Genomic DNA, 21,107 nt, shown 5'->3' with positions numbered 1-21,107 from the left:
TGCGATGAATCACCATATTCATTGGAGCCCGGTGCCACGTACCGTAAACTGGGCATCTCTGATGCCACTTTTTATACGTGGCGTAAAAATGCGGCAGGATTTATTCGAGTTTTCACCATGAGCAAAAAACATACCGAAGTAAGCAAGTTCTTAAGTTACGTCCTACGCCATCAACCTGAATCAATTGGCTTAACATTAGATAGTGAAGGTTGGGCGGATATCAACTCATTGATTGCCTGTGCTAGCAAGGAAAATCAGAGGCTTGATCAACAGATTATCCAAGCTGTTGTTGAGAGTAGTGATAAAAAACGGTTCGCTATTTCAGAAGATGGACTCTGCATCCGAGCTGTTCAAGGACATTCAACGCAACAAGTAGATATTAGCTTTAAAGAGAAGATGCCCCCTGAGCTCTTATATCATGGCACAGCGACCCGTTTTTTGGAGGCTATCAAAGATCCCGGCCAACTGGCCGGGATCTTTCAGTTCATTTGTTTATATATATGTTTCAACCATTCCTCAGATGAAGACCATTCATTAGGATAATAATAACTACAATCAAGTTTGTTAAGCAGGATGTCCTGTAATTCATCATCTGGCAGAGAAAGTGCCAGCAGATAATCTATTTCAGCCTTCATCTGCAACCGCTCTTCCGCAGTCTCAGTTGCTTTATAAGCTGCCAATGTTTCATCAGCATTACCAAATAGCACTTCAAAATCCTGGTTAAAGTAACACCTTAGTAGATATGACAAATAAGGATATTTTTCGTTAATAATCATGGTGTTGGATATCCAGTAATGATTTTATACCCTGTTGGCATTGAAGGATCTCTCGCAATGATAATTCTAGCATTCGTCACTGAAGAGACATTTGTAGAACCACGAGAGACACTAATACCAATCGGTACATTGGATTGATAATCAATCTCTAAATATCCTTTCTGGCTACCAGAAAGATAACTATCGATTTTAGCCTGATTACTATCAATTGCCTTGCTTGTGACTGCTTCAGCAGTAGTCCTATCTGTAAATGAGGACGCTGATTTAACATTACCCGTTGACACTCTATTTAATAGCTCCGCTTCTGTTTTTCCAACATGCCTATCGATTAGGTGTCCACCTGCCGCTTCATGAGCAGCTAATCCCCCACCAGGAACTATTGAGCTACTCGGTCCGCTTGGTAACTTAGCAGCCTCAATATCAGGTATTTTTTTGCCCGGCAGGAACATACTCGCCAGCATTCCGCCTGTTGCTTCAAGCGCAAGCTGGTTACCTTGAGCCGCTTCTTTCACCTGTCCTGCAACCGCTGACCAGGTTTCACTCTTCATCAGGGCTTTCAGCGTATCTGCCGCAGCCTGATTTTTATCCGCCAGATCGTTTAATGCCTGAGTGCAGTAACTGTCTCCCATGGCACATGAGGTGAGCGCCATCGCCGCATCAGCGCCGTAATCTGCTCCGCCTAATATCGCATCACCTGTGTCAGCCGTCGCATTAATTATACTGTTAACGATAGCGGAGAGAGTACCTTCACCCAGTTTGTCTCTTACATGATCTTTCAGGTTGCTCGTAACCTGCTTAACAGACTCGCGGGCTTGATCTCCACTCATGGAGTTATTCTCCACCGCGTTCTTCCCGGCCTGCGCACCGGCAACGGCACTGCCCGTGCTATCACCGACCAGGCCACCAGACAATCCCGCAGCCAGGGAGCTGAGGTTAACAATAACCTGCTTTTGTGCTTCGGTCAGGTCTTTGGTCTCGATATTGGGGTACAGACTGTTTTTGATGTAGATGGCGGCCAGTTCACCACTTAAAGCTCCGGCACCACCGGCGGCGGCGCTGTTGCCTTGCAGATGAGAGAGCACTGCACCCAACACCGCATGTGCGCCAATGCGTGCCGCTTCATTATCTTCACCGGCGACATCTTTAATCATCTGTGCCAGATAGGGCGCTGATGCACCGGCCAGTGCTTTGGTCATGTCCCCACCCGCCAACCCTTGCAGGGCGGCGGTGGCGGCTTGCGCAATTTTCTGGTAAGTGCCACCGATGCCGTAATCCTTCATGGCTTCTTTATAGACTGGCGACGCTTCTATCTCTTTTTGAGTCGGGTTGAGATGACCGCTTTTTGCCAGTGCATCTTTCGCCGCGGTGGTGGCCTGTATCTGCCCCTGCGTGCTAATAACATCAAACACCTGCCCGCCAATCTCACCAATCAATTGCGCTTCTTTCAGGCGATTTTGCTCTTTCTCTTTATCAAAGATAGGGGTGAGGGCATTATTGGCATGCTCGACGTCGCGGCTCAGGTCATCGACATTTTGCTGTTGTTTGTCCGTATCACGAATAATGATGGTGCCATCAGACACGGCTGCATGGGTGGTACTCTGTGCGTTGCCATCATTATTGGCTCCAACCAACACCAGATTGCCCATGTTGCCGAGGAAGTTATCCGCCACGCTACCGCCGGTGCTGATACTGCCCCCCTGATGCTCGGTTTTGAACTCGGCTTTATTGTCAATATTGCTAAAGCCCAGTGTGCCGGTATCCAGCTTGTTCTTATCTGCCGTTGCCGTAGAGCCAATCACTGCACCATTAAGCTGGGTGTGTTCCCCGACGGTAATATCAAAGCCACCTTTGCCCGCAAAGATACCCGTCTGCTCTTGCACCGAATCAAAGTTGCTGTGCATTTTGTCTTGAGTGGCACTCAGATTGGCTGAACCGCCGCCGGTACCCATAATCACAGCACTGACACCGCCGCTGATACTCTGCTGTTTGGAATCGTAACGGTCACTGTCTTGCTGGCTTTGCAGGGTCAGATTGCGGCCGACATCCGCTTCGACTTTGTCGCCACTGAGTTGTGCGCCCAGCAGGGTGGTATCGCGGCCACTGGTGAGAGACAAGGTGTTGCCACTGTCGAGGGTAGTTTCAGACCAGGAGGTGCCATTACCACTGTCATTACCTTTGGATTTATTGGCATTGGCAAAGATACTCAGCCCGCTTTCTTTACCCAAACTGATACTGGCCCCAATACTGCCACCACTGCTGCTGTTGCTGCCTTCGGTTTTCTGGGTATTGGCTGCACCGAGTAGAAACAGGTCGCGATCGGCATCCAATGTGGTGTCGTGACCGGCTTTGAGCTGGCTCCCGCCAATAATGATATCGCCGCTGTTGGTACTCTGGCCTTTACCGGTGGCGGTGATATTGAGGTCATTGCCCGCGGTCAGGGTTGAGCCGCTGACCGCCTGCTGTTCCTGATGTTGTTGCGAGGTCGATTTTTGTGAGCCTAACGACACGCTGACACCAAACAGGCTGCCGGTATCGCTATTGCCCTGTGCCTGAGCCAGATCCACGGCCTGTTTAGCCGATATTCCTGTCAGAGCCGCTTTGGTGCCTTTTAATGCTGCCAGACGGCCATTGGTTTCGTCTTTTGCCTCTTGTACGGTTGTCACCGCCGTGTTCAACGCTGAACCTACCGCGCCGGAAAGGGCGAGTGTCAAGCCACTGCTTTTTTGTTCATAAAGTTGATCGCTGCTGCGTTTGTCCTGACCCGGTTCAATGACGACACTATCCCCGGTGACATTCAGGTTTTTATTGGCCAGAATATCCGCGCCACCAATATGGGCAGTGCCGCCAGCGTTGATGGTGACATCGCCGCCCGTGCTACCAATAGTGCTGGCGCTTTGGCTTTGTGTCGTCCCGGAATCACGGCTTTGTTGGCGTGATGAGGTGCTGCCAATAGTGACCCCGATGCCGCCGCCACTGAACATGCCGCTTTTTTTCTGTTCAGACAAGCGGTAACTGGATTGTTCTTCGGTGGCCGCCACAATATCCACATTGTTGCCCGCAGTCAGTGCGACATTATTGTCACCGACAACCGCAGAACCTTTCACCAGTAAGTCATTACCGGCAGATAATGAGACATTTTTACCACTGAGCAGCGAGCCTTGTTCCTGTGTGGCGTAATCTTCAGAGACCACGTGGGTGGTGGTCTTCGACAGCCTTTTCTTCTTAACGGTAGTTTCTTCAAAGAAGGAATAATCACTTTCTGTCGCCGTGGTCACATTAATGTCATGACCGGCTTTCAGCGCAATATCACCACTGGCCTGCGCCTGTGTGGCCTGCAGATTAATGTCATGACCGGCCAGAATGGTGGTATCCCCACCGCTGACGATTTCAGTCCCTTGCTGACGGATGGACTCATTAATTTGCTGTTTGCGATCACCGTGGTTTTCGCTGTAGGTGCTGCTTTGCTGGGCATTAAGATTGACGTCACGGCCAGCTTTGAGGGTGGTGGCGTTATCTGACACCAGCGCTGCTGCCTGGGAGTTGATATCACGCCCGGCATCCAATGTCAGATTATTGCCACTGGTTATCACTGAGCGGGTGGCATCAGTGGTGCGGTTTTCACTGTTATTGGTTTTTTGTTGGCTATTTTTCTCCGCTGTTTCCAGCGAAATATCACGCCCTGCGGACAGCCCCACATTCCCTTTCGCAGCCAGTTCACTGGCTGTCAGTGACACATCGTTACCTGCATTGAGTGTCAGATCGCCGCCAGCACTGATTTCACTGCTCAGGCTGTCGCGCTGCTCACTTTGTTGATAACCGTTGCGACGATCACGCTGTAGATTATGTTCATTATTGCTGAGCGTGGTATTAGCCGTAATGGCAATATCTCCCCCCGCTTGCATATCCAGGTTACCACCAGCAGACACCTTGGCACCGGTGACTAAAATGTCTTTTCCTGCATTCAGGCTGAGAGAGTCCCCAGCGCTGATAGTGGAGGTATCGCCAATTTCTGTGCGGGTTAATGACAAGGACTCGCTATTCCAGCGGCCATTACCGGCCGTCGTTGCTGTCCACTGTTGGCTGAGTGTTTGATTGATAATATTGCCATCAAGGCTCTCCAGTGCCACTCGCTGACCGGCGATGCTGGAGCCAATATTACTGATATCACCGATAGCACTCAGTTGCAGATCACCGCCGGACGTGATTTTCCCGCCTTGCAGGTTGCTGAGGGTGATTTGACTATTCACCGCCAATAATTGGTCGGCCTTGAGGGTACTTCCCGCGTTAATGACCTTGCCTGCCGCGAGATTGACCTGATTACCACTGATAACGCTGCCGTTTAGCGAGGCGCTATCCGCTTTCGCCAAATACAATTTGGGAGCTAAAACAGTCTGGCCGTTAACATTAATCTCTTCCCACCAGACAATACTTTTGTTCAGGGCAGCAACCTGTTCCGCTGTCAAGCTGACACCCAGTGTTAGCCCCAGCCCGCTTTGGGCTTGTGCCGCGTTGTCGATAAGGTATTGCATCTGGGCTAAATCAGAGCCAAGGCCATTGAGGTAACGCTGACCAGTTTGGCTCAGGACCGCATTACTGATATAGCGGGTGTCGAAAGCTGCATCGCCGAGGAAGCGATAGTCATAATCGGGTTTTAGGTTTAAGCGATCGAGGAAATAGGCTGAGCCGAGGAACTGTTTTTGGTCAGTAAACTGGCTGTTATTTTCCTGTGGTGCGGCTCCCGGCTGCTGGCCCAGCATGGCGTACAAACCGTCAAACAGGCTGTTATCGAGTTGCCCTAATTCATTCAGTTTGGGGTTGGTGGTGATCAGATACGGGCTGCTTGGGTCAGGGGCCAGCACAAAGTGGCCATTGTTGCTATTCGGCAACGGATAATCCGCCAACTCCGTGGCATTATTGCCCAAGGAACCCAGCGCGTTCTGCAAGTTATCTTTCCAGACTGGCGTCCCCACGGTGATATATTGGTCGTCCGTCAGATCTTGTGCCTGAGCAGTGCCGATATTATCTGGTTGTGATTGTAAATCCAGCTTAGGGGCCGCCAGTGTATGGCTCACTCCGCCTGCATTTGGCGTGGCTGTGGTGTTACTGATATCGCCAGTGAAATGAGCATTAACTGCGCCACCGGCTTGAATGACGGAGCGATAGAGCTGGCTGTCTTCACTGCGTTCAGTACGAATATCCCCATCAGCGGCGTAGGTAACAGATTGGTCCTCGATTTGCCCCAATGCATAGATATTAAGGGGCTGTAATTTGGACACTTCATACCAGTATCTGGATTCAGGGAGTTCCCCTGTGCGGTAGGTTTGATAGCGTGTTTCTGTCCCCGCCAACCAGGACTGGTTATTCAGCGTATTACCCGTAAGAGAGATATCACCATTAGAGAGGATATCGCTAGCCAGGTTATCGAGCGTTTGAGCGGTTACGACCAGATCTTTACCGGAAGATATACGTCCAGCCGCTCCCTTGCTGGTGACTGAAAGGGTAGAAACAGATAATGCCAGCTCTCGCGTTTTCTCAAAGGGGGCGGCATAGGTTTCTGTATGACTCACTTGATTGGCATCATCCCCGGCTTCTTGCTGGGTGATTTTTATCGTGTAGTAACCCACCTCGCCTTCTTCGAAGAAACTCAGTGGCACTTTTACTATTGCACCATTTAACCAAGGATATTCATTAGTCAGATCCTTGTCTGTGCGGGTCACACTCAATCCATCACGCTGATTCAGCAAATGGTTGGTATTGATGGTGATATCACCGTGCCCCGTCTCAATGGTGCCGGAGGTGTTAATAACCTCGCTGTTGGCACTGCCGGTGGTATCTTTCTGCATCCACAGACTGTTGTCCGCTAAAATATCGCCGTAGTGGTTGGTTATCTGGTCGGCCAGCAGTTGCATATTGCCACCGCTGTACAACATGCCGCTGTTAAACAATTGACTGGCGGCGTTTAATAGCAGGTCGCCTGCGGTACCAATAAAGCCGTTGTTGCTGATAGTGCTACTACTCAGCAGTTGTATGCGGCCTCCAGCTTGTAGACTGGCCGTATCATTTTGTGTGATACCCATGGCCTCAATACGGACATCGCCGTTACCCCCGCGCAGTGTTCCGCTGTGAGTAAACTGCCCCAGACTATGGATAGACAGGCTTTGACCCTGTGTAGTGCCCGTGAGAGTGATATCCCCGTGACTGGACAGGTTGAGCATTTTGCCTGCGGCCAGTGTGCCATGCTGTGTGAGGGCATCATTGAGGGTCAGGGAAAGATTGCCCAAGGCCACCAATTGCCCAAACAGGCTAAACCCGCCACTGACGACAGTCAGGTCGCCTGCGCTGAATAACTTAGCATCCTGTTGATTATCAATTTGTTGCGCCTGTACGCTCATCTGGCGAGTGGCCAGCAGGGTGCCAGCATTATTCAGGCTGCCAATCTTCAGTTGCAGGTTGTCGCCCTGTACTGTTCCCCGATTGTTGAAAATATCGAGTGTCAGCCGGTTATCGCCCGCCGCTATCAGCGTACCGGAGTTATCCAGTCGCGTACCGTTAAAAGTGATGTTATTCGCTTGCAGCCAGCCGCTATTGTTGAGGGCGAGAGCGCCAATATCTAAATCTCCCCCGACAACAATTTTGCCTGTGTTAAGCATCGGCGTCGTCAACACGAATGTGCTGGCTTCGGTGCTCTGAATGTTACCCGCGTTATCTAACCCCGCAGCATTCAGCTTCAACCCGTTTTGGCTGCGAAGATCGCCACTGGCAAGGTTATGGAACACGCCACTCAGTTGGGCATTGAATACATCCTGGCCTTGCATCACCCCGTTATTGGTCATGTCTACCGCGTGTAGCGCCAGAGAATTGGCCTGTATACGCCCCTGATTATCGACTTGGGTGGCATTCAGGGTTAGTAAGCCATTGCTCAGCATCTCACCGCTTTTTTGTTGGGTGATGTCGCGACTTATTTCAGACTTAAGCTGATTAACCCCGGCGATGACACCATTGTTGAGCAGCGAATCGCCTTTCAGGAACAGCGAAGCCGCCTGCCAATTGCCGTGGTTAACCAACGCCAGCGCGTTAATCGTTGCTTCACCGAGGGTGACTATTTGACTACCTACACCGCTGTTAACATTACCGGTGAGATCGAGTTGGATGCGGTTATTCGCCTGTAAAATCCCGGTGTTATCCAGCTGGCGTGCCGCCAAAATAATCTGCTCGCCTTGCCACGTCCCGGCATTGCTAACAGCCGCTGCATTCACCTTCAGATCACCGCCGCTCAGTAACTTACCGCCGGTGGCATTGTTCAAGTCCTGTTGCAATTGCAACACCAGACGCTCGACACCAATCAGATGACCACTGTTAGTTAACTGCTCAGCATTTAACTGTGTAGTGGTACCTTGCGCTTCACCCTGGTTGATAAATTGCTGTGCATTGAGGTTGAGCTGGTTCTCACTGAGTATTTTCCCATTATTGGTCAATGACTTCGTATTTAGCGTGAGAGGGCCCTGACTCAATAATTGCCCGCGGTTGGTGAGCTTTTGTGTGGCGTTTGCTGTGAGTTGGCTGATACCTAATGCACTGCCGGTGTTATCCCAGGTTTGTGTTTCAATATTCAGGCGGTTGGCTTGCAGTTTACCGGCATTGTTCAGTTGCACACCTTGTAAAGTCAGAGCGTTACCTGCCAGCAAACGTCCGGTATCTCTATTGGTTAATGTTTGTGCATCAATAATGGCATTGACGTCGGCCTGCACTAGCCCGCTGTTATCCAGATTGTGGGTTTTCAATGCCAATGCGTTTGCTGCCAAGGTGCCGCTGTTGCTCAATGAGGGAACTTCCAGCGTTAATCCCTGACTAGCCATCAGTGAGCCGCTGTTGTCCAGACTACGGGTAAAGGCCAATTCGAGCTGCGGAGCGCCAATCCGTCCACTGTTGACCAATTGCTCACCACGCAGCGCCAACTTTTGTCCTGCTTGCAAGGTTCCGTGCTGATTGAGCTGATTAACCGTCAGCATCAAATCGTGGTCAGCCTGCATACGCCCTTGCTGGATAAGGCTGTCACTACGCCAATCAATATTACGTGCGACTATATCTGCCCGGTTTTCAGTGGTTCCAGAGACAAGATTCAGGTCACCCAACGTAGTAAAAATACCGGCAAGCTGGGCATTCTTCTCAGTATTCAATGTAATGCTATCTTTGGCCTGAATTTGCGCACGGTTACCGGTGGTGAACTGTTCTCCCGCCACGGTCAGGGCGCGATCGCCAGACAATAACCCACTCAGCAGCAATGTTTCCCCTTGTAGGTGAATATCGCCGGAACTGAGTAGCGCCGAGCCTTCAGTGGCCGTCAGGTTGCTGTTGATAGCGAGACCCTGCTTCCCGGTCGCCCGTCCCGCCAGCAGGAACTCACCTGCTCGCACGTTCAGTGGCCCTTCGGCGTACAGCGCCCCATCGACATTCAAGGTATCACGCACCGTCAGGGTTAACTGCTGTTCTGAGCCAATCAGACCGCGGTTATTCACCGTATCGGCATTCAATGTCAATGCGCCAGCTGATTGCAGTTGACCACGATTGTCGAGTTGTCTGACATCTAGGTTTTGGGAACCCTGAGCTTGCATCAGCCCGCTATTATTGAGGCTTTGTGCCGTTATTTGGTTGTGGCGATTGGCTGCAAGTTGTCCACTGTTATCCAGTGTGTCAGCCTGTAGTGTAAGATCCCGCCCGGCGGTAAGCTGCCCCTGCCAATTTGCATTACCACTGAAAGTGAGATGAATATCGCCCTGTGCACTGAACAGGCTGTTGCGGGTACTTTGCAGGTCAGTACCTTGTAGAGTGGCATCACCGCCAGAGCTGGTTTTACCCGCCAAATTCAGGGTGCCACCTTGTAAGGTCACACCATCCAGACCCGTTAGCGTGGAACCCTCATCCAGAATTAGGTTGTTTTGCGCTGTCGCAAGCACGGTTCCAGCCCCGAGCTGGCTATTCAACCACTGTTGCTCGGTGCCTTTCAGCGTCAGCGTTTGCCCGCCGACCAATTTGCCTTGAACGTCGCTACCCGCCAGTATCGTACTGTTGGCTGTACGCAACTTGCCTGCCGAATCCAGAGTCACGGCTTTGGCCGCACTGATCGTGGATTGCTCCAGTACCAAATCGCTGCCTTTGAGTGCCAGTTGCTGGTCCGAATTGAGCGAAGCGTTGTTCACCGTCAGCTTGCCCTGGCTGTTCAACACCATATCCTGCCCGGATTTGTGGCTGCCACCCAGAGCCATTTCAGTCGCGCTGACATTCAGGTTGCCCTGTGCCAGCGAATTATTGAGGGTCAGCTTGCCGCTGCTATCCAGTTGGATATCCCCCTGACGGGCATTGAGGTTACCGAGGTTAACACCCACCCCTTTCTCACTGGACACCAGACGGATGCGATTGGCATACATCCCACCCAATGCGCCGGTATCAACCGCCACTTTGGGCACATTACCTTTGCCTTGCAACGCGCTGACATGACCGGCCGCATCCACCCGGTTACTACCGGCAATCAGAGTGAGGTCTTGTGCATAAAGTTGGGCGTTAATCTCAGTGGCACGGCTGATAATTGACAGTGCACCGCTTTTGCTGGCATCGAGGCCTTTGCCCTGAATGGAGATGGCCCCTTGGGTGACTTCTAACGCCTGCAATTTACCGTTGGCATCCATCATTGGCTTGCCGGTGGTCAGTGTCACATTCGGGGTATTAATAAATCCGCAACCATCGCAGGTGATACCGTAAGGGTTTGCCACCATGACACTGGCTTGCTTACCGGCCACTTCCAGATAGCCTTGCAACTGTGAACGGTTAGCACCCACCACTTCATTGATAATGGCTTTGGCTTCGTGACCTGTTTGCAAATTAGGGTTGTTTTGAATCAATCCACCCAGTTGAGATTGCGTCAACTGACCAGTAGCATTATTGAGGATCAGTCCCTCTTTACCCACATTGAAGTCGTTATATTGGTTGTGGGAAATTCCGGACTGATTAGGTGTCGCGATGTTCACCACCGGCACACCATTACCGGCTTTATCTAGCTGTGTATTGCCCCCGGCAACACTCACCTCCGCCGCCAGTGCGGGCATAACCGGTTGCAACACCAACAGGGCGCACAGGGTATAGCTCAGCAATTGATGATGAGTTTTGATGGTTGACTCGTTATTATTATTCATCCCTGATAACCCTATATATACAAAAAGTTAAATAACGAAATTGATGCGGTAGTAAACAGAAACACGATCTGGCTCCAGCCAGTCGGGATAGGCTAACGGCCAGCCGACGGTAAACTGGCTACTGAAATAGCGATGGCGATTACCCACACCGATAGCGCCGCCCCACAACTTGCCCGAAGCATAACTGTCAGCGGTGTCATGGCGCAGATAGCCCCCGTCAATGGCTGCCAGTGCAGTGATATTGCCCAGTAACGGCAGAGTGGCCAGTGACCAGTTCACTTCGTTACGCCAATAACCGCCTTTATCGCCAGACAGATACTGCTCTTTAAAGCCGCGCACTGAGGTTTCACCACCAATAGTCAGTCGCTCGCTGCCGTATAAATTATCCGGTGTCCATTGCCCATAGAAACTAGTGAGCCAGCTCCAGTCTTGCGCCAGAGGCAGGTAATAACTGCCAGACAATGTCCACTTATTGAATTCGGCTTTGGGTGCGCTGCTATTTTTGCCATTATCATCCTCGGCCCCCAACCAGGGGACACCGCGACTGTAAGCGGGGTTCAAGGTGCTATAGCCACCCCAGAGTTTCTGGCTGTGATTAACCCCCAATACGACACTGGATAATTTGCGGCTGCTACTTGGCAAAAAACTGTCATTGAGATAATTGCGATTAAGGCGATGAGTGAGGCCGAGCGACAGGCCAGTCTTCATATCACTGTCCCGGTACACCACACGCGAAATGGCGAAACGGTGCGTCTGGCTATCGCCACTGGAGAGCCAATCAAAGCCACGGTTAGTCACGGTAGAGAGATAATCGCTGTAGGAGTAATTGTAATCCGCCAGCCAGTAACCATAGGGAACACTGACCCCCGTCTGCACACTGCGGGCATTATGGCTGCTGGCAAAATCGCTACTACGCGAACCGGAAACAAACCACTGATCAGCTAAGCCAAGCAGATTATTAGCCGTCAGTGAGCCATTGTTCTGGCCAGTCCCGGTACTCTTTTGCCCACTATTATCAAAACCGACACCAATATTCAGAGGGAATTCAGGTGTTGCAGTGAGATTGACGATGGAATAACCCGCTTCGGTGCCTGGCAATATTTCAATTTGCACCGGAGTTTGGCGTAAACGGTTAATTTGCTCCATGCCCTGTTCAATATCGCGCAGATTAAGAATTTTCCCCTCAAGTCCTGGGAATGCCATTTTTAATTGACGCGAAGTTTTGCCGTCTAACTCTATTTTTTGTAGTTTACCTTCCAGCACAACCAGTTGTAGGGTGCCTTGTGATAAATCCTGTTCAATAAGAAAGACTCGACTGGTAATATAACCACGCGAAATATACCAATCAGATATTTCTTGTATTAATGTCTGAATCTGATTTAAGCCCAGACATTTATTCAGATAAGGCTGAAGTAAATTATGTTTATCCCGAGCAGGTAAATGATCAGCGCCTTGCAGTTGAATAGTATTAATCTCAAAACAGGCCCCAGTCGGTGCTGTTAGCGGTTTTGGCGCAACAAACTCGGGGCTTAAACTACGTTGTAATTCTTGGCGCTGACGCTGGTTTTGTTCCAAAATATCGCGCTGCTGCTGCTGAATAGTATTTCTATCCGCTGGGCTCAACATATTAGCGTAAGCAGAAAATGGTAATGAAAGACACAGCCAAACCGCTGCTATCTGTAAATATTTAGACATGGCATCCATTCCAGTTTTTAGTGGATTTATTATTTTGGCGTATTATATCGATTAGCGGAACGACTGCAATTGATGAAATGAAAGGCTAACGGTAGCCTGTTTGTGTAACGATCTGATGTGGAAGAAGTAATATTAAATACCAGAGGATTCTTGAAGGTTATAATTCAATGAATTACATTGGATTATAAGTGAATTAATCTGGATTATAACCCCCACATGTAATATTGGTCTTAAAATATGCATTTCTTTGAATTTTTACTCTAAGAGACGGTGATGACTATTTCACCTGCGCACAGTGAGGCCCACAAAGCGTTCGGGCTGAGTTTTCATAATACAATAAGGGGGCTACTTGCCTACATAGAGTTTTCATTTCCCAGTCATATTGTTCACTGACAAATTATTTTCAGCTACCTGTGTAGGTATCAAACTGTGGGAGATTATTGATCTCTATGACAGAACTGTCTGAAGGCAAACTCTCATCACGCAGGTAACGCGTACAACCAATCTTGGCACTTGGGGCACTGCTTGGTCCCGTGCCAGTGATGATTGCACCAGCAGCATTTCCAGCGTCGTTTGAGGGTATTACAGGGAAGTCGACGGGGTTTGATTATCCCCCTCTCAGTTTGTTGGGCATTTTCACCGGCCTTAGATTTCTGACGGTCATTTGCGGAACTGAAGCAACAGGTAGTCAACCGCTTTACACCGTCCAAACTGCCAGGTGTATGAACAAAACTTTTCACACCGGTAAGCTCATCAATAACAACGCTTATTTTCAGTCTGCAATATTCACAAAACAGAATATCGTAATCTTCCTGCGCTGTGGTTAAGGGGGTAACCCATTCTCCGTGGCGCGTGATGGCGTGTGGCGCAAATACAAATTCAGACATGATGAACTCCGTCATTGAATGAAAAATGCCCACGAGAACCGCAGGCATCATGTTGGTATGTGGGGGGGTGTGGTCTGTAGAGGTATTACGAAGATTGAGCACGCTTCCTGCCGGGCCTGGTAGTTTTGTTGAGTGCTTTCACTTCACCTCTGCCAAAAGTTCGCATGTTGCCAGGTAATGCCAGACGAGCGAACGTATCTATCTTTGTCAGATATCCCACGGCACGCTGTAGTCCTTCCTGCTTATCGATATCGTCATGTTTCACCATTCCTATACCTGGCTTCACATAACGTTCAGGCTGTGCATTACAGTTGAAGTACGTGCCTTTGCCTTCTGTAATAACCGACGTCCAATACTCACCAAACTGTTTACAGATACTGATATCTTGCCGAGCTTTATTACCATCGAGGAAGAACAGGGTGTGATAATGGAAACCTCTGTCTAACCCATATTCCAGTTTCCATACCATTCCCAGTACATGTTTGAATAGTCGCTTTCTTTTCATATTGCGAAGCAACTGCTGACGTTGTTGCTTTGCTATTTCTGGCGTAATACTGCCTGAATGTATTTTTGCCCATGACAGGTCCAGACGAATAACCAGCAACCGTGCATGTTGATTAAAAAGATGCTGAATATAATTCGTTACCCCCTTCAGATTCTTAATTGAATTTCTCTGGTATTTCCTGAGGTCTTGCCTGAAAGCAGACTTACTCACTTCATCACGATATTCGGTTACCAGCTTATTCAGCATGATAGCGGTATTAGTCGTATCTGAATTGATCATCACGCCATTGTAAACTCTGCAATAAAAATCATAGCGTTTACGTACTTGTTGGAAACAGGTAATTAATGGATGAAGCTTACGAAACTGCAGGAACGTATCCGGTATCTGGTCAAGCAGACGCATAACATCCAATACATCGATAGCATGATTGATTTGTTTATAATTCGAGTTATTAAGCAATATTTTAAAGGGCAATGTCTTTTTACGTATTATCGTTTTTAGTAACGTATATACGTGATGGAGCTTTTCAATGTTAATACTGTTATCTGTTAAGGATACTACCGTTGAGTTGTTTTCATTATGGAACTCAGAGCAGTTTAGGAATATATCTTTTGATTTACTCATGCTTTTTATATCCGTGATATAGCCACAATACACCTGGGTGATTGTGGTAAGGATTATACGTATTTATACACACTTGCATCTTTATATTGTTTTTCTGGTAATTTAACTGAACGGTTAAGTAACGATTGAATTAATGGGTTAATCGCTATTACTACTATGAAATAAATAGTGATAACAATAGTAATGTGTAATTATAACCCTACTATGATGTCAATTATGAATAATGATAATACCAATAAAATAAGAGCCTCAATTGAAATAAGGTATTTATCCCGAAAGAGAAAGGCTTGAGAGACTAAAAGGTATGTATAAAGTTAGTGACTATTACTGCAGGATATAAAGAGTAAGTTTATTCAACACGGGATTCGTTAATTCTTTCTTTAAACCAGTTTACTACTTCACTTTCCAGCCAGCGAGAACTACGCCCCATTTTAATAGGTGCAGGGAACTTACCATCCTGGATAAGTTTATAAAACCATTTATCAGTCATACCAGTGAAGTTGACGATAAAAGCCATGTCGACCATTTTGTCGTTATAAATATCAATCATGCTCATGAGAGGTCCCAGTGTAATTCAGGAGGACGCCGACGGCATCCTTTCATGTCATGGGTTGAATATGTTTAGTTTTACATAATCTCATTACGTGTGGCTAGCTTATAGACTGCACATATGAATCGAATTGAAGGAGCGTAGAAGAATTTCATTAAACACTGAAATTATGAATTCATAAAAGAGCTGATAAGCCAGAAGAAACAGGTCACTCAATGATATCAAGCACTACAATTTAGCCTATAAAAACACTAAAAAATTGACTACTTAATTAACTAGCTATTACACTAAATTTTTAGTGTAAAGAGCAATCCGGATAGTGAAGGTAGATAGATATGACTCAGTCAATTCATAGTGCGAGAATTAATAACAAAAGAGATCTTAGATTATTTCTCTGGTATTTATCCGATAAAGACAAAGCTATAATCTTCAATATACTTTCCGATCTTAAGGGGGTTTATGATGTTAATGATGTGTTCGGGCAGGATTTTGAACTTGCGGAAAATGCAATTAATCAGGCTTTAATAACCATAAAGGACAAATCAGTAAAAGCAATTTACACCGTTTTATTTGATATCTTCAAAAATCTTAAAGTGCCAGAAAGTGAATTTTCATGGATTAAAAAATGTCCAGACGCATGTTACTTTGCATGGGTCTATATAAAAACCATACCTCATGAACAAAATTCATTATTACTCCCTGATATAAATATTGTTTCTAAATTAAGACCTGGCACATACTTAGAAGATCACGATTTTATTTACAGCAAACTTCAACTTACTCAATACCCAGTTAATAACAAAGAGCGCACACAAGCTGTTATAGATTTTTTTGACAGAGTACCTACTAATTTACGCGCAAAACTTGATTTTATGAAATTAATCCGGCTGGAATGGGAGCGACGCTATACTTTAAACGTTAACTTTCCGTTATCAACAAAAGAGAAGAAAAAATGTGAATGGGCATGGAATTATATACAGAAGGACAGGAGCAGGCTGAATACAAAACAAAAAAGAACATTGGATGGCACTCCATCCGCAATATATAATTCACCGCCCACTCATCATGGCGAATTATTGTCTATTTTTAGACCATCAGGGTCTTATGAAAAATACATGGCCATAAAATTCATGTATATCTTTAATTATGTAGCAGATGATTTTTTTATTAAGCGATTCAAAAAAGCATGGGAGGTCCATAAGAGCAGGAAACTCATCAGTATCAATAAAAAGAAAATTACTCCAAAAATATTAAGCTCTACTGATTTACATGATATTCCTGATGTGCTTGATCATATTAATGAAAGTGCTTCTACCGATTCTACAGTTAGAGAAAATGAAATTGTAATTAGAAGTAAAGTTTCCAAACGTAAGAGGAAAAAGAAGAAGGGAAAATAATACTATTTTGTATATCTATTTTTCTTTGTGCTATGAATTTTTAATAAAGCGAACTCAGTTTTTTTCAGTTCTATATCACTTAGGTGATGCTATCTGAGTAATTTATTAGCCAGATATTTGTAACTCATTGATCTAACACACCGATCGAAACACCACGCATAAATAGGTAATACCTATCAATTATTACAAGTCGATCGTTATAATCAATAGGTTATGACGATCGGTTTCAGCTTATTGATCTGCACTAACGATTATCCCATCTCCCGAAAAATGAATACGATTGCACAGAAGCATTCTCTGTATCTATCAAAAGAATATTCTGATTTTCATTACATTAGGCCATCGAGCCTATCGACAACATGCTCCCATTAAACGGGGTTTTAAGGAGACTCAATGACTCAAACTATACGTGCAGGACTGCTACTTGCAGGAATGACGCTCTTTAGCGCAACAACACAAGCCGTCGTCGGGGAGCAGCAGTGGGGGAAATGGTACGGCAATATCGATGTCATGGAGTTTGCGTTGAACACGAATAATAAAGCAGGAGAAACCCTGACGCTGCGTTGCAGTGATAGTCAATTGGCAGTGACTTATGAAGATACGAAAGGACATTACCGTGTCAATAGCGAAGGCCTTAATGATGTCCAATTGCTAATAGGCAAGAAGGCGTACAGCCTAAACAGTTCAGCCTTCTCCGCACTCAAACACAGCAGCGCAAAAGACAATATCACTTTCTCCTCGCGTCAGAGTGGGGAATCAGCCCCCTTCAGTGCTCAGGGCCTGAAAGAGGCTCTGCAGGACATCACCTGGCAGGATTGCACCAGCCATTAATTAATTGAAAGGAAATCTCATGCGTAGATTCATTATGTTATCACTCAGCAGCGTAACGTTGCTTATTCCCGCCGTATCTTCAGCGCTGGATGTCTATGGGGAAATTCATCCTGAACGCTATACCTTTTTTCTCAATGATAAAGGCGGTGACAATTTAAAGCGTTTAAATAATAAGATGGTCAGCGCTATTGGCAAGGTTCGTCCTGGTAATATGCAGGATGCCCTGAACATGAGTAATTTGCAGAAAGAAGGATATGACTCGGTCGGAATTGCATCGTTTGTCCCTGAGAGTATCCAGAAATCGACGGTACGTGACGACGATCAACCTGTAAAAGCAGTGACTTGCCTGATGTCCACTGTCACGGTCCCACACGCTAGCCGTCATATCACAATGGAAAGAACCTGGTGCAAGGATGAAGTGGGTGCCGAATACATTGGCTTCAACGGGTGGCCGTTGCGCAGTGCAATAGCCAAGTCTTGCCGTGTGGGTGACAATGATTGCCCTGTCTATCTGACTCTGCAGAACGACGATCCCACTGTGCGGGATGATTCTGTTAATTTCGTTCCAGTACATCCGCCAAAACCACAAGCTCTTCCCGAACCGGCACCAAAGGAAACTGATCCGGCAATTGTGAGCAAAGTCGTTGCCGACCTGAAAGCCAATGGCTGCGCAATCATCAACAAATATAAGCAATCTCCCCCTCAGTGTGGCTCAGTGATTGAAGTGGTTACAGGGAAAGGCATGGATCGCGAGGGTATCAGATCTTACGAAATTGATTATGCGGAAGCAGGTACTGGCTGGCGAGTGCAATGGCCTGTCAAGCTGACCTATCGCGGTACGACTTTAATTCGTTTTAAAGATGGCGATAGTTTTGATGCCGTGGACATTGAGGATCCCACTAATAATCAACCTTCCGCCACATCGACACAAAGTAGTGCCTGGAAAATGGCCCGCAATGAAAGCTCAATAATATTCACGACAGAAAATGAATCCGGTACACAACTTGAACTGGCCTGTGGTGAAAATGGTGATTTTGCAGTCCGATATGGAACAGAAGGTCACTGGACGTCTTCAGGTCCTATGTCACCGCTGAGTCTGAAGGTCGGAGCAGATGAATTTAGCCCGGACCAGATATTCTTTGAATCACTCAGCCACCTTCCACCCAGCAGTAAAATCGTTGTATTACAAATGGGTCATGAATACGGGAGTTTTTCCAGTCATGGCTTATCTGAACTGTTAAAGGGGATCTCCTGGAAACAATGCCTCAATCCGCAGAGCAGTATATAGAAAGGAACTCTTTATGCCGAAAGACACCTGCAAACCTGAAATGCCGGACGTTACCTGGCCTGTTGTGTTGGTCGTTACAGGGATCACTTTAATGCGCAGCGACTCTATAACAATCAAAAGTATGGGGGCAGCGCTCACGACGTTACACCTAATCCGGATTGTCAAAAAACTCGCCATATCGGCCTGAACACCCGACCTGCTGGCCTGGAGGATAATAGTCATATGCCTGAAAATACCAAAGGGAAACTCGGCAGGCTGAAAGATAAATTAAGCTTTGCCCGAAAGACGTCTCCTGTCGATATACCAATTGAAACAGTTGAAGAGCCTAAACGGGACAGCGCTGTTGAACCGTCGGTTTCTCGCTTATCAAAATATAAACCGTTGCTTGAAAATATCGTTATCAATGGGCTGTTGAATATTGCTGAAGATAAATTAAACGACGATATTTTTGTTGAATCTGTCTTCAGCAAAGCCTATGAGCTTTTACCTGCACCAGTAAGAATGGTGGTAAAGCGGGAATGGTGTTTGAGCTACCTGCAGTCGCGTAAGACACCGCTTCTGGTGAAACTGCAGCTTTATCGGGATGAAAGAAACCGTGCTGAAGAGCCTGCAGCGTTGCCTGATAAGGAACACATTGCCCAACCGATTTTACCTCCCGCGATACCGTAAACAATTTTGTCATTAAATCAGGGCCATCCTTCGGGGTGGCCTTTTTTATGCCCACTTTTTGTTAAGGAATGAATCATGACCCGTTTAGCCTCCCGCTTTGGCCGGGTGAACTCCGTTCGCCGCGACCGCCCCCTGACCCATGATGAACTGGCCTACTATGTGCCCAGTGTGTTTGGTGAAGATAAACATGCCTCCCGCAGCGCCCGATACACGTATATTCCGACTATTACGTTATTAGATAAATTGCGCGAAGAAGGGTTTGTGCCGTTCTTTGCCTGCCAGACCCGGGTACGAGATTTGGATAAACGTGAGCATACCAAGCATATGGTGCGGTTACGCCGAACAGGGCAAATCACGCAGAGAGAAGTGCAGGAGATTGTTCTGCTCAACAGCCATGATGGCTCCAGTAGCTATCAAATGCTGCCGGGTATGTTCCGTGAAATTTGCAGCAACGGTCTGGTTTGTGGTCAGAGTTTTGGCGAAATTCGTGTACCGCATAAAGGGGATGTGGTGGAAAAGGTAATTGAAGGAGCCTACGAAGTACTGGGGATATTTGACCAGATAGAAGAAAGTCGTGAAAGCATGCAGTCATTGACGCTATCTGCGGAGCACCAACATGCACTGGCCCATGCTGCATTGACCTACCGTTACGGTGAGGAGCACCATCCGGTCACTGAGTCGCAAATCCTGATGCCTCGTCGCTGGGAAGATAAAAAAGATGACCTCTGGACAACATTTCAGCGTGTGCAGGAGAATCTGACCAAAGGCGGGCTATCGGGTAAGAGCACTGGAGGAAAACGTGCCCGGACCCGTGCTATCAGTGGTATCGATGGTGACATCAAACTCAATCGGGCACTGTGGGTCATGGCTGAACAGCTTAAGCAGGCTGTGCTCTGATGTTGTTTCACACCTCCAGTGACGATCGATTTCAACGATCGGTTTCGCGTTATTGATCTGCACAACCCATTATCTTTTCTCTTTACCCATCGATAAAATTGATAGGGTTACCTGTCAGCAAAATGTATTCAAAACAGCAGTCAGGCACAGGCGTTATGCCAATATTCAGGGAAAACCACCGCCCGTTATCCCGACGATAACGGGTTTTTAATCTAAGAGGTCCTGCCTCTCCCCACGTCCTATCTTCACTCACGACTTTAAATATTGAATCAAATTCTTAACCCATAAAATAAACAGGCTCCCCGGTCTTCCCGGAGGGCCTGTTTTGCTATTTATCTTTATTAAAGAAGGACATTACTCATGAATATCCCAACGACAACTCAGATGGATACACTAACCGCCACGCCGGTTACCGACTCTCAGCGCATTCACTTCTGGCCAGACCATTTTGGTGAGATACCGCAATGGATTTTGATTGAACCACAGGTGTTTGGTTGGCTGGACCGATTGTGTGACGACTATCGCGGCGACTTCTGGGACTACTATACGCTCAGCGACGGCGGCGCATTTATTGTGCCGGGTACGGAGCAAGACTACGCGTTGTTTAACGAACTCAATGGCAACGGAGCCACCGTCAGTCGTGAAGCTGCGGGTATTACCGCCTGCCTGATGACTTACAGTCACCATGCCTGCCGTACTGAAAATGAGCTTATGACCGAACACTTCTATCGGTTGCGTGCTTACGCTCTGCATCATCCAGAAAGTCATGCCATTTTCTCCCTGATTGACTGAGCAACAAGG

12 protein-coding genes and 1 pseudogene are annotated in these 21,107 nt (G+C 47.3%); 7 read left to right on the top strand and 6 right to left on the bottom strand.

What is annotated here, in order from left to right:
* Window positions 1-117: 117 nt before the first annotated feature.
* Window positions 118-495 (top strand): annotated as a pseudogene (locus tag DX162_RS03430) (RNA 2'-phosphotransferase); the annotation flags it as partial.
* On the opposite strand, the gene DX162_RS03425 reads toward DX162_RS03430, so the two are convergent.
* The 6 genes from DX162_RS03425 to DX162_RS03400 all read right to left on the bottom strand — a co-directional run bounded on the left by DX162_RS03425 (window position 480) and on the right by DX162_RS03400 (window position 15,230).
* Window positions 480-776, bottom strand: coding sequence for a contact-dependent growth inhibition system immunity protein (locus tag DX162_RS03425; protein WP_227744193.1), 297 nt, complete (start codon window positions 774-776; stop codon window positions 480-482). The pseudogene DX162_RS03430 and the gene DX162_RS03425 sit on opposite strands and share 16 nt — an antisense overlap.
* Complete coding sequence (locus tag DX162_RS03420) at window positions 773-10,963, bottom strand: hemagglutinin repeat-containing protein (RefSeq protein WP_115155837.1); 10,191 nt, start codon at window positions 10,961-10,963, stop codon at window positions 773-775. The genes DX162_RS03425 and DX162_RS03420 overlap by 4 nt, the downstream gene beginning before the upstream one ends.
* A 27-nt stretch (window positions 10,964-10,990) precedes the next feature.
* Entirely contained in the window at window positions 10,991-12,667 is a 1,677-nt protein-coding gene (locus tag DX162_RS03415) for a ShlB/FhaC/HecB family hemolysin secretion/activation protein (protein WP_004389295.1), read from the bottom strand.
* Between the two features lie 470 nt (window positions 12,668-13,137).
* Window positions 13,138-13,545 carry a putative zinc ribbon protein gene (locus DX162_RS03410; RefSeq protein ID WP_071777582.1) on the bottom strand — a complete coding sequence of 136 codons (408 nt, stop codon included), beginning with the start codon at window positions 13,543-13,545 and terminating at the stop codon, window positions 13,138-13,140.
* A gap of 85 nt (window positions 13,546-13,630) precedes the next feature.
* A complete protein-coding gene (locus DX162_RS03405; RefSeq protein WP_032819311.1) occupies window positions 13,631-14,674 on the bottom strand; it encodes a YagK/YfjJ domain-containing protein in 1,044 nt (347 codons plus the stop codon).
* Window positions 14,675-15,023: 349 nt separating this feature from the next.
* Window positions 15,024-15,230: a helix-turn-helix transcriptional regulator gene (locus DX162_RS03400; RefSeq protein ID WP_019082618.1), complete on the bottom strand. Its 207-nt coding sequence runs from the start codon at window positions 15,228-15,230 to the stop codon at window positions 15,024-15,026.
* Between the two features lie 329 nt (window positions 15,231-15,559).
* Here DX162_RS03400 and DX162_RS03395 point away from each other — a divergent pair, with 329 nt between their 5' ends.
* The 6 genes from DX162_RS03395 (at window position 15,560) to DX162_RS03370 (ending at window position 21,098) form a co-directional block, all read left to right on the top strand.
* Window positions 15,560-16,621, top strand: a complete 1,062-nt coding sequence (locus tag DX162_RS03395; RefSeq protein WP_050290234.1) for a hypothetical protein — start codon at window positions 15,560-15,562, stop codon at window positions 16,619-16,621.
* A gap of 393 nt (window positions 16,622-17,014) precedes the next feature.
* Window positions 17,015-17,452 carry a hypothetical protein gene (locus tag DX162_RS03390; protein WP_032819316.1) on the top strand — a complete coding sequence of 146 codons (438 nt, stop codon included), beginning with the start codon at window positions 17,015-17,017 and terminating at the stop codon, window positions 17,450-17,452.
* 19 nt (window positions 17,453-17,471) lie between these two features.
* On the top strand, window positions 17,472-18,740 hold the full coding sequence (locus DX162_RS03385) for a hypothetical protein (RefSeq protein ID WP_004389302.1): 1,269 nt from the start codon (window positions 17,472-17,474) through the stop codon (window positions 18,738-18,740).
* Window positions 18,741-18,962: 222 nt separating this feature from the next.
* The gene (locus DX162_RS03380; protein WP_004389303.1) at window positions 18,963-19,409 is read left to right on the top strand and encodes a hypothetical protein; all 447 of its coding nucleotides are present in this window, start codon (window positions 18,963-18,965) and stop codon (window positions 19,407-19,409) included.
* Window positions 19,410-19,484: 75 nt separating this feature from the next.
* Window positions 19,485-20,306: a DUF932 domain-containing protein gene (locus DX162_RS03375; RefSeq protein ID WP_004389304.1), complete on the top strand. Its 822-nt coding sequence runs from the start codon at window positions 19,485-19,487 to the stop codon at window positions 20,304-20,306.
* 360 nt (window positions 20,307-20,666) lie between these two features.
* Window positions 20,667-21,098, top strand: a complete 432-nt coding sequence (locus tag DX162_RS03370) for an antirestriction protein (protein ID WP_004389305.1) — start codon at window positions 20,667-20,669, stop codon at window positions 21,096-21,098.
* Window positions 21,099-21,107: the final 9 nt, after the last annotated feature.

It is taken from the genome of Yersinia kristensenii, assembly GCF_900460525.1.
Classification (GTDB): domain Bacteria; phylum Pseudomonadota; class Gammaproteobacteria; order Enterobacterales; family Enterobacteriaceae; genus Yersinia; species Yersinia kristensenii.
Note: the sequence above shows the minus strand (reverse complement) of the source record. Positions and strands in the feature narration are given on the sequence as shown.